Below are 14,623 nucleotides of genomic sequence, written 5' to 3' on the forward strand. Positions count from 1 at the left end.
TTAGAAATATATGATTTCACAGGGTTAGCTACTTATAATGTGCCAGAAAGAGATTGCCAGGTAAGACAAACTCCTTGTCGTTCGGGCCGGGACTGAAGAGGTGATGTATGGGAATGAAAGAAAATATCATCGATAAGCTGAATGAGTCCTTACAGAATGACTTAATCGATGTAACCAATGAGAGCCATCTGCACAACACGCCACCGGGCTCAGAGTCACACTTTAAGGTAGTGATTGTCAGTGAAGCATTTGAAGGGAAAATGCCGGTCAAACGGCACCAGATGATCTACGGACTGCTGGCTGACGAACTGCGAGAGCAGATTCATGCGCTGGCGCTACACACTTACACACCCGTTGAGTGGCAGACAAGAACCAGACCGCCCCGACATCACCGGATTGCCGGGGCGGCAGTAAAAAGTAAATAAGTGGCCTGTCTCTTTCGGGTGGCGGGTAACGGGAAGCGCTGAGTAATTGTCCTTAAATAATTCCGACTTTCAGAACTCACTCTCCGTCCATCCTGAGCGGAGTCGAAGGGTGCCTGGCACAATCTATCATGCCTCGGAGTTAACGCCCTTCGACAGGCTCAGGACGAACGGAGTTCGTAGGCTCCGAAATGTGTAAATTATTCAAGGACTATTCCTTACCAGAAATGTCGAATGCCAGTTCCTAACCCGCCACAGAAGTATGCAAACCACACTCCCGGTGACCGTATACTTTTGTCGGGTCGTAGTAATCTTCTTCGATGGGCAGATCGTGGGTGACCAGGTACTCCTCAACATCGAGTTCCGTCCAGTTAAGGAGTGGTGCCACCCGGTAATAACCATTGTTGGTCAGACTGACCACATCAAGGTTCTGCCGGAATTCAGTCTGATCCTTACGGATGGCGGTCAGCCAGTAATCCGGTGCGGATGCGTCCATGGCACGGGCAAAAGGCTCCAGTTTTACCTGCCGGGTAAACTCATCATGTTCCGGGGTGTCAACCTCCGGCACACCACCGTAAATGGCATCACGGAAACCACGACTGTATTGTGGGTGAAAGACCCGGATATTGAGCTGCAAACGCCGAATCAGCTGGTCAGCAAAGCGGTAAGTCGCTTCAGTACCGTAGCCCGAATCGATCCAGACCACTGGGATATCCGGCTTGACCCGGGTGGCCATATGGATAATGGCCGCTTCATGGGGCCCGAAGTTGGTGGTCAGCACCGGTTTTTCAGCACGCTGGACGGCCCACTGGATAATAGCCTGCGGGCTCAGAGTCGACAGATCCTGATTAATCATCTCCAGATTCATTATTTTCCCCATCAATCCATAACTTAACAACATGCACTATAAGAGTGAGGCTTTATAACCACAAAGATTAATATGGACTATAAATATTACTGAATTAAATGCCATCTTCAGTACTCAGCGCTGAATACACCAGCAACGATGAATACCCGGTCTTCGCTGGAAATCCCGATCAATGGTAGTAGCCGTGATCTCCTCAACACGGAACTTCTGCACCAGTTCTTTGGCCAGCTGGAAACGTCGGAAGTTGTTGGAGAAATAGAGCACCCCACCCGGTTTCAGCCTGGCCATTGCCCGCTCGATCAACTCAACATGGGCTTCCTGCACATCAAATACCCCGCGCAGCCGCTTGGAGTTTGAGAAGGTAGGGGGATCCATAAAGATCAGATCATAGTTCCGGGTATCCTGTTTCAGCCACTGCAGGCAGTCCGCCTGCTCCAGCCGGTGTTTGCGATCCACCAGGCCATTGAGCGCCAGATTCTTTCTGGCCCAGCCAAGGTAGGTATTCGACAGATCAACACTGGTGGTACTGGCCGCACCGGCCACGGCGGCATGAACCGTTGCCGTTCCGGTGTAGCAGAACAGGTTCAGGAAATCTTTACCGGCGGCCTCCCGGGCGATACGCAGGCGCATTTTCCGGTGATCCAGAAACAGGCCGGTATCCAGATAGTCCCTCAGGTTCACCAGTAAACGACAATCACCTTCTTTCACCTCAAGCATATCACCGGACTGCTCAAGCTTTTCGTACTGTCGCTTGCCAGACTGACGTTCACGACGCTTGAAGACCACATGACTATCCGGAATACCCAACACACCGGGAATCACTTCCAGCGCTTCCAGCAGACGCTGATGGGCCTTAGTCTCATCAATGCTTTTCGGTGCCGCGTATTCCTGCACATGAACCCAATCCCTGTAGAGATCCACGGCAACGGCATACTCCGGCATATCCGCATCATATAGACGATAACAGTCGACATTCTCTTTCCTGGCCCACTTACCCAACTGCTTCAGATTCTTCTTCAAGCGGTTGGCAAACATTTCACCACCGGCAGTGCTGGCCTTGAATAAGGTATTAGCCCCACTGTCCACACGGCTCTGCCCGGAAGCCGGCTGGTCAGCCTGTCGCTCACGAACATCATAGAGAAACAGCTTGCAGGAGAGCGCACCATTAAACAGGGTATAGCTTTTCTTCGGCCCCATGCCCAGACTTCTGACCAGCGCCTGTGAAGAGGTAAAGATCGCCGCCTGCCAACCCGGCGTCTGCTGTTTGATTTTTTCGCCAAGGTGTTTGTAGAGATAAACGAGGCTGGCCTCATCGCCCATGCGCTCACCATAGGGTGGGTTAGCAATCACCAGCCCGGCTGGAATCCCCGGGTCAACCTTCAGACTGGCCAGCTCCTGCTGTTTGACAGTAATCAGCTTACCCAGCCCGGCACGCTGGATATTGGCCCTGGCTCTCCCGACAATTTTTGGCAGACCTTCATAGCCTACGATGGTCGTATTAATCGCAGCCAGGCCAGCCGTGCGGCGGGCACGGGCTTCCTCCAGTACTGCCAACCAGATTTTGGGAATATGCCCCATCCACTTATCAAAGCCAAAACGGGCCCTGAGCAATCCGGGCGCGATATCCGCCGCCATCATGGCTCCTTCAATCAGAAAGGTGCCTGAGCCACACATAGGGTCCAGCAGTGTGCTGCCCTGTTTCGCCAGTTCAGGCCAGCGGGCACGGTACAAAATCGCTGCCGCCAGGTTCTCTTTCAGGGGCGCTTCACCGGCTTCCAGACGGTAACCGCGCTCATGCAGGCTCTGGCCGGACAGGTCAATGGCAACAAATGCCCTGCCGCTTCTGGCGTGCACATTGACCCGCAGATCCGGCTTGCTGTTATCCACAGATGGCCGCCAGCCATAACGATCCCGCAGCTGATCAACAATGGCATCCTTGACCAACTGGGAACCAAAGCGGGTATGGGTGATATCCGGTGTCGAACCATTGAAATCAATCCGAAAGCTGGAGCCCTGATCCAGATGCTCATCCCAGTCAAAGGATTGCACGCCCTGATACAGCGCATGCTTGTCAGAAGCATCCACTTCGCCGATGCGCAACAGAATCCGACTGGCCAGACGAGACCACAGGCAAGCCCTGTAGGCCAACTCAAGGTGACCGGCAAAGCTGACTCCGGCAACGGTCTCTGCCACTTCACTGGCTCCCAGTTCCTTCAGCTCTTCTGCCAGCAGGGATTCTACCCCCTTGGGACAACTGGCAAACAGAGTCAACATCGTTGTACTCATAACGTCATATTCCTGAAAAAAGCTAAAAAACAGCTCTTATTAACTAAAAATTCTCAATGTTTTCTCAACAAAAGCTTCAGATTTGGATAAAACTTAGAATGTTGACTTTCCTTGGGTGAATACCTTCTTCAGTCGACACTCTGCCCACACTGTCTTTTGGGGGACAGTTAGCACTTGCGGCTGTCCGGTCATTCTGAACCAAACCCGAGGTGCCAGGGAGGCCGTCAAAAACCATATCAGCAAGAGGCATTACCATGTTGAAAAGACTCAAAAGGGATAAATCAGATAGAGCCTTTAATAAAGGATACCAAGTGGGCCTGTCTGGCCGTTCCAGGGATATCTGCCCCCACCAGGAGGCAGATTTGCGCCAGTCGTGGTTAAGTGGCTGGCGTGAGGGTCGAGTTGATAACTGGGAAGGAATGACAGGAATCTCGGGGTTACACCGAATGTATAACTTCTCTCACTCCTATTCAGCCAACCAGCTCTGATTGCGCTGTCAACAAGCCCCGTTCGGGGCTTTTTGATATCACCCGCTTGATCAAACGCGCTTTCTCATGCATCAACAGAATAGACCGCTTCCGCAGCCTCTCGGATCAACTCCGGCCCCTTATAAATAAAGCCCGAATATATCTGCACCAGGCTGGCCCCGGCCCGGATCTTATCCGCTGCCGTCTGAGCATCCATAACACCACCAACACCGATAATCGGCAGCTTACCGGAAAGCTCACTGGCAAGCAGTCGAATCACTGCCGTGGACTTATCACTCAACGGCGCACCACTGAGTCCTCCCGCTTCCTCGGCTGTCGCAAAGCCGCTGACCTTATCTCGATCCAGTGTCGTATTGGTGGCAATAACGCCATCCAGCTCATAGGACACCAACTCGGCAGCAACTGAGGCTATTTCATCGTCGGTCATATCCGGGGCAATTTTGATGGCCAGAGGAACCTGGCGACCATAAGCTTTAGCCAGTGACGCCTGTTCTTCCTTCAACACTGACAGCAGGCTTTTCAAGGCATCACCATATTGCAGTTTTCTTAACCCGGGAGTATTCGGGGAAGAGAGGTTAACGGCAACATAACCGGCGTAGGGATATACCTTACGCAGACAGGTGAGATAATCCTGGTTGGCATCTTCAACAGCCGTGGTCAGGTTCTTGCCAATATTAATACCGATAATGCCTTTGTATTGGCTCTTTTGAACATTCGCAACCAGTTGATCCACACCCAGATTATTAAACCCCATACGGTTGATCAACGCTTCTCTCTCAGGGATACGGAACATTCTTGGTTTGGGGTTGCCGGGCTGCCCCACCGGCGTCACGGTTCCCAGCTCAAGAAAGCCAAAGCCCAGACTGCCCAGACCATCAATACACTCACCATTTTTATCCAGCCCCGCTGCCAACCCAACCGGATTGTTAAAGGTCAATCCCATCACTTCCCTTGGTTTGACAGGGACAGCAGGTGCCATCAACCGGGTAAGACCAAGACGCCCCCCCGCACTGATCATTTCCATGGCAACATCATGGGCAGTTTCGGCAGAAAGGCAAAACAGGGCACTTCGTGTCAATTTATACATAGGAGTTATCGATCAGTATGCACCAGACAAAATTCGAAGGATTATACGATCTCTAATCCCTTTTGTCTTCAGGAGACACCTTATAAGCGTTCATCGTGCGACAAAAAACAGGAACCGATAAAACCGGGAGCAAAGGGCTCAACTGCAAACCGGACATAAAACCCAATACCAAGCCACTGGAAACTCTGCACCAAACTCGGCACAACGCCTTTGATTTCTCCTTTCTGAATTAACGACCATTGTCTGGTGCAACGCGGTTAGGCGCGCGCCTGACTTTAGGATTTTAACGACCATCGCCTTTCATTTGTTATAAAGTTTGATTTTTATGGAACTTATTTCTGCTGATTTTGTCTTTACGATTGCTTTTAAAGACGCAGCCATGCATCTGTGCCTTTAATTATTGAAATATATAATTTTATTTGATCATGTACTTATATCCAAAATTTAACATTAACATGAAGTAGGTCAAAATGATGAACAGTATCAGCGACAGTTCGGCAGGCTTACCACTTAAATGTTCTTCCATATGTATAAATGACGGACGTATCGGAGGTCAGTTTGGTGGGCACTCACTGGTGGAAACGTCCTGTAAAGAAGGCCACGTTTTCCACTTGGAATGCATCACCAAACACTTGGATAGTCAGAAGGAGACAAGCCTTGATAAACGCCAATGTAGTGAATGCAAAGAACCGGCACTGCCATTGATTCCTAAGGACGGGAGTGAAGTCGGTGAAAACAAATATTGTGAATCATCCCCGATACTTAATACATGCCGTACCGGTGATTGGGAATTGCTGGAAGATCTGCTGGGCAAAAATGAGGCTTGTGCAAATCAGAAATACTACTCGGCGCTAGACTTTGGTGAAAGGTACCCGTTAGCTGTCGCCATACAGAGCAAAAATCAGAGCAAAAATGCTGAATTAATCCAGACTCTGGTCAACCACGGTGCCGACGTCAATGCTCGCGTTGGTGATGGTGAAACAGTTCTCCACTTAGCCGCTCGTAACGGCAACGCAAATGCTGAATTAATCCGGACTCTGGTCAACCACGGTGCCGACGTCAATGCTCGCAATAATGATGGTGAAACAGTTCTCCACTTAGCCGCTCGTAACGGCAACGCAGAGAGCGTCAGGGCACTGCTGGACATTGATCCCTTTCTGGCCATAGATAAAAATAATGATGGTAAGACCGCTCTCCACTTGGCTCTCAATGCTCACGATCATGATTGCATCGAGCGTAAGGAAATCCTTAAAACGGCGCTAGATAATCCTGCTCTCAGCAAAGCTGACAGGTTTGACGACCCAAAAAACGAATTCATCGAGCAACTGGGCAATGATCGATCCCGGCTTTCTGCCGCTCTCCACATTGCAGTCGACAATGGGAACATAAAGATGGTCAAGAAATTGCTGACCAGTGACCGCTCCTTGGCTAAAGAGAAGGATCACCGTGGCGACACGGTTCTTGTCAATGCTGCCAGAAAAGGCAGAACAGAGTTTGTTAAGGCATTGCTGGCCATTGCCCCCTCCTTAGCCAAAGATGATGACAGTGTCTCCAAAGCTCTCGAAAGTGCTGCCTTCAGTGGCCACAAAGATACCGTCGAGACATTGTGGAACATTAACCCCTCCCTCGTGCCCAAGGTTTTCATATCGGCTATTAAAGATAACCTGGCAGAGGTTGTCGATGTTTTTCTGAATATTGAAGATAAAGATAAAGACTCCTTGGCCAAGCAAGAAATGGCTCTCCACTTCGCTATCGGTAATAACTGCAGGCGTACCGTCGATTTATTGCTGGACTTTGATATCTCCCTGGCCAAACATAGGGATAGCAGAGGTTTATCGGCTTTCGAACTAGCAATACAGGCAAATACGGATATCGCCATAAAAATGCTGGAAAAAGATAGTGGCCTGGCTAAAGAAGTGGATAATAGGAATCAAACACCTCTTCACCTTGCTGCCAAGTATGGCGACTTAGCGTTAGTTAAGAAATTACTGAAGATTGACCCCAACCTCGTCTATAAGGAGGATATAAATCGCCTTAGGCCGCTCGAAAATGCTGCCAACGAAGGCAATGCAGATATTATCAAGAAATTGCTGAAGAATAACCAAACCCTGGCCACTCAAAAGGTTAACAGGCCGGCTATCCACCTTGCTGCCTACCAAGGCCACAGCGATGTCGTCAAAGCATTGCTGGAAATTGAACGCCCCTTGGCCGAAAAAATGGCCAGAATGGTGTCTGGCTTTGGCGATACGCCTCTCCACACTGCTGCTACATATGGCCACGTAGAGGTCGTCAAAGCATTGCTGAACTTTGACCGCTCTCTTGCCGAAGAAAAGAATGATAATGGCTGTACGGCTCTCAAGAGGGCCACCGATGCATTGCAGGCCTTTGACGATTCTCATGCCGAAGAAAAGAATGATAATGGCTGTACGGCTCCCGACAGGTCTAAGCGCACTGGTTTCACAAAGGTAATAGAACTCCTTCAAAAAGCAAATCAAACCCGGGCCTGTCGTCAACCTGAGTCTGAAAGAAAGCCCGGCGGCGTCTCCAACCTTCTTTGAGGAATTTATTCCGGGCTGTCCGAGATGCGATCTGAGTCTGAAAGAATGCTGAAGGACATCCCCAACCGATTTCGAAGGTTTTACGAGATGGCAACACAGCGATCGTCGAGCGGTCGCTGAGGATTGACTACAGGGAGGATACAGATGGCTTTAGGCCTCTCTACCATGCAGCAACAAAAGCCCATACACAGATGTTCTCAACGCATTGTGGGCCTTTAATCCACTCTTGCGGAAGATAAGGGATATAAGTAGTTAACCAAATGAAATCATATATTTCTGACTAAGTTGTCAGTCACTCTGCGGCGTTGCAACTCCGGTCACATAGCTACGGCTATGCTCCCTACGTTGCGCCTTGCATAGCAACTGCCCACTTAGCCAGAAATATACGATTCCATTTGGCCAACTACTTAAATGGCAATCGTCTTGTTAAAAATTCTATTTTTTATGGAATTTTCTCTGCTGATTTTTGTCTGACCGAAGGCATTACGTCATTAAACTAAGGTAAAGCAATGAATAGTGTCAGGGGAAATGCGACGGGTTTATCCTTTAATTGCCCTCTCTGTGATAGTGGCGACCTGCCTATCGGACAACATGATAAGCGACTGGTCAAAGCCTCTTGCCCGGACTCACACGTTTTCCACTGGAAATGCATCACCAAATGGTTTGACAGTGAACAGCAGGCCGCAAATAGTCTTGGGCAACGCAAATGCAGTCAATGCAACCAACAGGCTGAGCCATTTATTCTTATGAGCGGGGACACTGTCCCTGGCAAATATTCATCTTATTGCAAGTCTCTCGACACTCCTGTTTTCAAAGATAATACAGGCAGAGCCAAGAATGATCCCTCACTGGGCAAAATGGATAAGCAAGGCAATACGACTCTCCACGAAGCTGTTCTTCGGGGCAGTAAAGAGAAAGTCGAGGAAATACTGAGGGACACCTCATCTCTCAATCTCGTGAAGATGAAGAATAATAAGGGCGAAACCGCTTTTGACATGGCTGTTCGTCGTAACCAGGCAAAGATCGTCGAAGTCTTTATGAAAAAAGATGAAACCCTGGCCTGGAAAGATGGCACGTCGGCTCTTCACAAAGCTGCCGAATTTAACAGCAGCGAGACCGTCAAGGTATTGCTGACCATGGCCCCGGCCCTTGACAAAATCAGGAATAAAGATAACAAGACGGCTCTCCAAATAGCTACTGATAAAGGCTACACAAAGACCCTCAATGTATTTAAGGAATTTACTGTTTCCCTGGCCGATCATGAAAAAGGCAGCAGTACGCTCACAACCAACATGGAGCTCGATGGTACTGATAAAGCTGATAAAACAGCTCAGGCTGGCTCTGTTGTCACCAGCGACCCTGTCCCGACTGATACTGCGGTTGACTCTCGCAAAAAGCCATTGAATGAAGGCGCATCAGCGGTTGTTAATGGTAAATTCTGTACTTCCTCAACCCTTATTAACCGCAAGACCATCGAACAAGAAAACGACATTGGGTGTCTGCGTGAGCTGACTGATATGGATAACAGAGGAGTGGACTTTAATGCCCGTGAAAACGACGGTATCACACCTTTGATGGAAGTAGATGTCAATGTCAAAACACGTATAGATGGTGCTACGCCCTTGCCTATGGCCGCTCAGAACGGCCACTCAGAGTCCGCCCGGGAGCTGCTGAAAAAATATCAAACCTCAGTCAACGATAGCTGCACGGCTCTCCACTTAGCTGCCCGTAATGGTCACACAGAGGCCGTCAAGGCAATGCTGGCCATTAACCCCTCCTTGGCCAAAGATAATGACAGTATATCCAAAGCTATCGAATATGCTGCCTTCAATGGCCATGAAGACACCGTCAAGACATTCTTGAGCATTAACCCCTCCCTCGAGCCCACAGTTTTCAGATCGGCTATTGCTGGTAACTTAGCAGAGGTTGTTGATGTTTTTCTGCGTATTAATCCCTCCCTGGCCAGGCAACAAATGGCTCTTCACTTGGCTACCGCTAATAACAGCAGGCGTACCGTCGATGTATTGCTGCGCTTTGATATCTCCCTGGCGAAAGTTAGGGATGGCAATGGCCATTCGGCTTTAGACATAGCAATAATACGGAAAAATACGCATATTGCCGAAACAATGCTGAACATAGATAGAGACCTGGCTCAACAAGAGAATAATAAGAATCAAACACCGCTTCACCTTGCTGCCTTGCATGGCGTCACAGCGGTCGTCGAGCGATTGCTGGGGATTGACCGCAACCAGGTCTACAGGGAGGATGAAAATGGCAATAGGCCTCTCTACTATGCGGCAAAAAAAGGCCATACACAGATTATCAGGCAATTGCTGAACATTGACCAAACCCTGGCCTTTCACAAGATTGGCGATAACATGACGGCTCTCCACATTGCCGCCTGTGGTGGCCAGAAAGATGCCGTCAATGCATTACTGGATATTGACCGCCCCTTGGCCGAATTTTTGGCCAAAATCAGGGTTGGCCCTAATGGCGTGATGCCCATCCACCGTGCTGCCCTCGGTGGCCACACAGATGTTCTCAACGCATTGCTGGCCTTTAACCCCACTCTTGCGAAAGAAAGGGATATAAATGGCAATAAGGCTCTCGACTTCGCTATCAGGATGAATCAAACAGGTGCAATAAAACTCCTTCAAAATAGAGCCCAGGCCTGTCTTCTACTGTGAACAATACAATTGAGCGGGGAACTGCAGCGAACAAACGTTACCTGCTTAGTGCAAGGCGTGTAGGGTTCGTGCCTGGCTCAGAGATTTAACGACAATCATCTTGTAAAAATTCTATTTGTTTATGAGATTTTCTCTGCTAATTTTTGCCTTACCCAAGGTATTGAGTCATTAAACTAAGGTAAAGCGATGCATAGTGTCAGGGGAAATGCGACGGGTTTACACTTTTGCCCCCTCTGTGATACTGGCGACCCGCCTATCGGGCAACATGATAAGCGACTGGTCAAAGCCTCTTGTCCGGACTCACACGTTTTCCACTGGAAATGCATCACCAAATGGTTTGACAGTGAACAGCAAGCCGCAAAAAGTCTTGGGCAACGCAAATGCAGTGAATGCAACCAACAGGCTGAGCCATTTATTCTTATGAGCGGGGACACTGTCCCTGGCAAATATTCATCTTATTGCAAGTCTCTCGACACTCCTGTTTTCAAAGATAATACAGGCAGAGCCAAGAATGATCCCTCACTGGGCAAAATGGATAAGCAAGGCAATACGACTCTCCACGAAGCTGTTCTTCGGGGCAGTAAAGAGAAAGTCGAGGAAATACTGAGGGACACCTCATCTCTCAATCTTGTGAAGATGAAGAATAATCGGGGGCGAAACCGCTTTTGACATGGCTGTTCGTCGTAACCAGGCAAAGATCGTCGAAGTCTTTATGAAAAAAGATGAAACCCTGGCCTGGAAAGATGGCACGTCGGCTCTTCACAAAGCTGTCGAATCTATCAGCAGCGAGACCGTCAAGGTATTGCTGACCATTGCCCCGGCCCTTGACAAAATCAGGAATAAAGATAACAAGACGGCTCTCCAAATAGCTACTGATAAAGGCTACACAAAGACCGTCAATGTATTTAAAGAGTTTACTGCTTCCCTGGCCGATCATGAAAAAGGCAACAGTACGCCCACAACCAACATAAAGCTCGACGATACTGATAAAGCTGATAAAACAGCTCAGGCTGGCTCTGTTGTTACTAACGACCCTGTCCCGACTGACAGTGAAACTGCGGTTGACTCTCGTAAAAAGCCATTGAATGAAGGCGCATCACCGGTTGTTAATGGTAAATTCTGTACTTCCTCTACCCTTAGCGAAAACAGAGATGCTCTGGCTGCTAATGCTGCTGAGAAAGACAGCACGGAATGCCTGCTGAAATATCTGATCCCTGGGAATGTAAAGATCAAAGACGTTGATGAGAGTGGGAAAACAGCGCTGCATTATGCTGCTGAGGAGGGCAATGTACCAATTCTGAAATATCTAATCGATATAGGAGCGGGTATCAACCACTCTGACAACAGTGAGAAAACAGCACTGCATTATGCTGCTGAGAAGGGCCATAAACCATGTCTGGAATATCTAATCGATAAAGGAGCGGGTATCAACCACTCCGACAACAGTGGGAAAACAGCACTGCATTATGCAGCTAAACAGGGCCATGAACTATGTCTGAAATATCTAATCGATAAAGGAGCGGGTATCAACCACTCTGACAACAGTGGGAAAACAGCACTGCATTATGCAGCTGAACAGGGCCACTCACAATGTTTGGAACATCTAAGCTCTAAAGGGAATATCAACCAAACTGACAACAGTGAAAAAACAGCGCTACATTATGCAATTTTAAATGCAATTTTAAACAAAGATGAGAAATGCTTGGTTGAATTACTCAAGAAACTTCAGGATATCACGCCTGCAAATCGCAATCATGCACTGCGATTAGCCATCGATAAAAATTATGACAGCACAAGTACACAGGAACTGGTCAAAAACATAAGCTTGGGGGAGCAGGACGAAAAAGACGGTAAAACACTCCTGCACTACGCTGCAGAAAAAGGCAACAAAAAATACTTGGAAAAATTTCTGGAGAAAGCGAAAAAGGAAGGGATCTTGGCAAACTCCATCGATCTTGAAGATCATAAAAATAGGGTACCCCTGCACTATGCAGCCCAGAATGGGCACAGTGATTGTCTTCAGTTACTACTGAAGAAAGACAAAAAATTAACATGCATCAATGCTAAAGATGAAAATGGCGACACGCCACTGCTCCTGGCTTCTCAAACAAATTCTGATGCATGCGTAAGAGAGCTGATAAAGAAAAATGCTGATGTCCATGTGAAAAATCACAAAAGTATAATGCTACTGCATCGTATAGCCATATCAGAGAAGAGAGTTAATTGGCTGAACGATTACAATTATTATGGAGATATTAAGGAACCTGACAAGGACGATAATACTCCACTGCACTATGCAGCTTTTCACGGTAATTTAAGATTTCTGAAAAAGATCCCCAAAAAAAAATTAATTAAAGATGAAAATATCCTTATTAAAAATAAACATGGGGTTTCACCACTGCTTCTCGCCATTCATAATGACAATAATAACGATTGCCTGAAAGAACTGATCAAATTTATAGGACTAAAAAATGAGCTAGAAAATGAGCAAAAAAATGAGCAAAAAAATGAACAGCTTTCGAGTTTATTTCTGTATGCTGCAGCTTATGGCAAAAACGATGTCCTGCAATGGCTTGCTGATGAGGGTTACAACAGCAGAATAAAGATCAATCAAAGAGTTCAGAGTAGTGGTATGGCCTCTTTGCACTATGTCGTTATAGATAAATGTTGGAACCACTATAACTATAAATGTCGGAACGACAATAGTTCTCAGCCTCAGCAGGTTAAAGAATATATAGATTGTCTTAATAGCATACTCACCTTCGATAATGTAAAGGTTAATCTCCCAGATAACGAAGGCAAGACACCATTACATTTGGCTGCCGAGGCAGACAATATTTATTGCCTGTTAAGGTTGCTAGGCCATCCAAACAACAGAGTTAATATCAATGCTGAGGATAAGCAAAACAATAAACCCCTGGATTTGGCTAAACATCCTGTTTGCCAAGAGGCCCTGCAGGAGGACTGGAATAATCTCAACGACTGCGAACGCAAAGATAAAGTCAAGTATTATCTCAACAAATATGAAGGACAAGCCTGTCAGACCAACGACCAAAATGAAAATACTCACAGTCAAAGTAATCCAGTTGACTTATCAGATGGTTCTATTCGCTATCAAGAAAAAGTATTTAAAAATGATCAAGTAGATATAGACCTTGTAGACCTTGGTAAAATTATTAAAGAAAAGCATCCAGAATTGAATTCCATCTTTATCCCTTGCCCTGAAGTTAACTCCTATGTTGTTTTAGCAAAGGATTTTTTTGGTAAAATTATTAAAGGCAGCCATGAAGATGCAATTTTCGGCTATTCCGGAATTAGAGGAAACCCCAATTCCACAAATCCTGAAGACTGGAAACAAATCTACACTCCCATACAATTTAAGCCTGGATTTGAACTTAATAATAATTTACCACTGGATGGCTATCCTTTCCATATTGAAGGCACCAAAGATAAAATTATTGAATTCTTGAATAAATATGAAAGATTGCATTTTACGGCAAAAAGTATTGACAAAAAAGAGCAATCACAAGCCAGAGTCAGTGTGAATATAAAGTTACGTCTGGATGATTGTGATCTGGTAAAAATGGTGCGCAAATTTTTCGTAGCTGCAATTATAGATGCTATCAGTATAGAGACTTTTGGAATACCACTAGACTTTATTGATATTGGGGCAATTATTGAACATGCGGATTTACAAGGCTTGCTTAAGGAAATTTCTGATGCTGTTAACACTACTAAGAAAATACTTCAGGAGGAACTTCAGAAGGAACTTCAGAAGGTACTTCAGAAGGAACTTCAGAAGGAAGTTGTTAACACCGCAGAAAAAATACAGGAAAATATTAGTAGCGCAGCAGAAGAACAACCTGAAAAAATAGCATCCGAAAAATTCGATAGCGTCATCAACAAAATTCGCAATGAATTAAAAAGGCTCAACGAAACTGATGATATTGACACATTGTTGTTAGAAAAGAATTTTAAGGTTTGCAGTGGCCCCATCAATTTACTGCATAACATCAAGAGTGATCAGAAAATTCAAATTGAATTTGACCGGTTTGAGTCATCAGACAGCCCCGACCGTTTACAGATCAACTCAACTGGCAGCCGTGTAGAGTTCAAAGATCTATCTGCAGCATTGAAGATTATTTTTGAAATTTAACTTTAGAGTTTTTATGAAACGGTTAGTCTGTAATAAAATAAAAACCGGTTCTTTGGTCAGGGCGATAGCAT

The 14,623-nt window shown here is 46.8% G+C and carries 9 protein-coding genes; 6 read left to right on the forward strand and 3 right to left on the reverse strand.

Features of this window, described 5'->3' with window-relative positions:
* Positions 1-113: 113 nt before the first annotated feature.
* Entirely contained in the window at positions 114-425 is a 312-nt protein-coding gene (locus tag O3276_RS05400; protein ID WP_332328185.1) for a BolA family protein, read from the forward strand.
* A 241-nt stretch (positions 426-666) separates the two neighbouring features.
* Here the strand turns inward: O3276_RS05400 and O3276_RS05405 are convergent, their stop codons facing one another.
* Together O3276_RS05405 and rlmKL are read right to left on the reverse strand one after the other, a co-directional pair.
* Entirely contained in the window at positions 667-1,290 is a 624-nt protein-coding gene (locus O3276_RS05405) for a phosphoadenosine phosphosulfate reductase domain-containing protein (protein WP_269674721.1), read from the reverse strand.
* Between the two features lie 114 nt (positions 1,291-1,404).
* Positions 1,405-3,576: a bifunctional 23S rRNA (guanine(2069)-N(7))-methyltransferase RlmK/23S rRNA (guanine(2445)-N(2))-methyltransferase RlmL gene (rlmKL, locus tag O3276_RS05410; protein ID WP_269674722.1), complete on the reverse strand. Its 2,172-nt coding sequence runs from the start codon at positions 3,574-3,576 to the stop codon at positions 1,405-1,407.
* A 254-nt stretch (positions 3,577-3,830) separates the two neighbouring features.
* Between rlmKL and rmf the strand changes: the two genes are divergently transcribed.
* Positions 3,831-4,064, forward strand: a complete 234-nt coding sequence (gene rmf / locus O3276_RS05415) for a ribosome modulation factor (protein WP_422445790.1) — start codon at positions 3,831-3,833, stop codon at positions 4,062-4,064.
* 64 nt (positions 4,065-4,128) lie between these two features.
* Here the strand turns inward: rmf and O3276_RS05420 are convergent, their stop codons facing one another.
* Positions 4,129-5,151, reverse strand: coding sequence for a quinone-dependent dihydroorotate dehydrogenase (locus O3276_RS05420; RefSeq protein ID WP_269674723.1), 1,023 nt, complete (start codon positions 5,149-5,151; stop codon positions 4,129-4,131).
* A gap of 632 nt (positions 5,152-5,783) precedes the next feature.
* On the opposite strand from O3276_RS05420, the gene O3276_RS05425 reads away from it, so the two are divergent.
* The 4 genes from O3276_RS05425 (at position 5,784) to O3276_RS05440 (ending at position 14,552) form a co-directional block, all read left to right on the forward strand.
* Positions 5,784-7,709 (forward strand): ankyrin repeat domain-containing protein, encoded by a 1,926-nt coding sequence (locus tag O3276_RS05425; protein WP_269674724.1) that lies wholly within the window; start codon positions 5,784-5,786, stop codon positions 7,707-7,709.
* Between the two features lie 509 nt (positions 7,710-8,218).
* Positions 8,219-10,396 carry an ankyrin repeat domain-containing protein gene (locus O3276_RS05430; protein ID WP_269674725.1) on the forward strand — a complete coding sequence of 726 codons (2,178 nt, stop codon included), beginning with the start codon at positions 8,219-8,221 and terminating at the stop codon, positions 10,394-10,396.
* Between the two features lie 186 nt (positions 10,397-10,582).
* Positions 10,583-11,065 carry a hypothetical protein gene (locus O3276_RS05435; protein WP_269674726.1) on the forward strand — a complete coding sequence of 161 codons (483 nt, stop codon included), beginning with the start codon at positions 10,583-10,585 and terminating at the stop codon, positions 11,063-11,065.
* A gap of 1 nt (position 11,066) precedes the next feature.
* A complete protein-coding gene (locus O3276_RS05440) occupies positions 11,067-14,552 on the forward strand; it encodes an ankyrin repeat domain-containing protein (RefSeq protein WP_269674727.1) in 3,486 nt (1,161 codons plus the stop codon).
* The last annotated feature ends 71 nt before the right edge of the window (positions 14,553-14,623 follow it).

Source organism: Endozoicomonas sp. GU-1 (assembly GCF_027366395.1).
GTDB lineage: Bacteria > Pseudomonadota > Gammaproteobacteria > Pseudomonadales > Endozoicomonadaceae > Endozoicomonas.

Bases quoted from the DNA above. Each gene is read 5' to 3' on its own strand.
- O3276_RS05400 (WP_332328185.1), top strand. From the start codon at position 114: ATGAAAGAAAATATCATCGATAAGCTGAATGAGTCCTTACAGAATGAC.
- O3276_RS05405 (WP_269674721.1), bottom strand. From the start codon at position 1,290: ATGAATCTGGAGATGATTAATCAGGATCTGTCGACTCTGAGCCCGCAG.
- rlmKL (WP_269674722.1), bottom strand. From the start codon at position 3,576: ATGAGTACAACGATGTTGACTCTGTTTGCCAGTTGTCCCAAGGGGGTA.
- rmf (WP_422445790.1), top strand. From the start codon at position 3,831: ATGTTGAAAAGACTCAAAAGGGATAAATCAGATAGAGCCTTTAATAAA.
- O3276_RS05420 (WP_269674723.1), bottom strand. From the start codon at position 5,151: ATGTATAAATTGACACGAAGTGCCCTGTTTTGCCTTTCTGCCGAAACT.
- O3276_RS05430 (WP_269674725.1), top strand. From the start codon at position 8,219: ATGAATAGTGTCAGGGGAAATGCGACGGGTTTATCCTTTAATTGCCCT.
- O3276_RS05435 (WP_269674726.1), top strand. From the start codon at position 10,583: ATGCATAGTGTCAGGGGAAATGCGACGGGTTTACACTTTTGCCCCCTC.
- O3276_RS05440 (WP_269674727.1), top strand. From the start codon at position 11,067: ATGGCTGTTCGTCGTAACCAGGCAAAGATCGTCGAAGTCTTTATGAAA.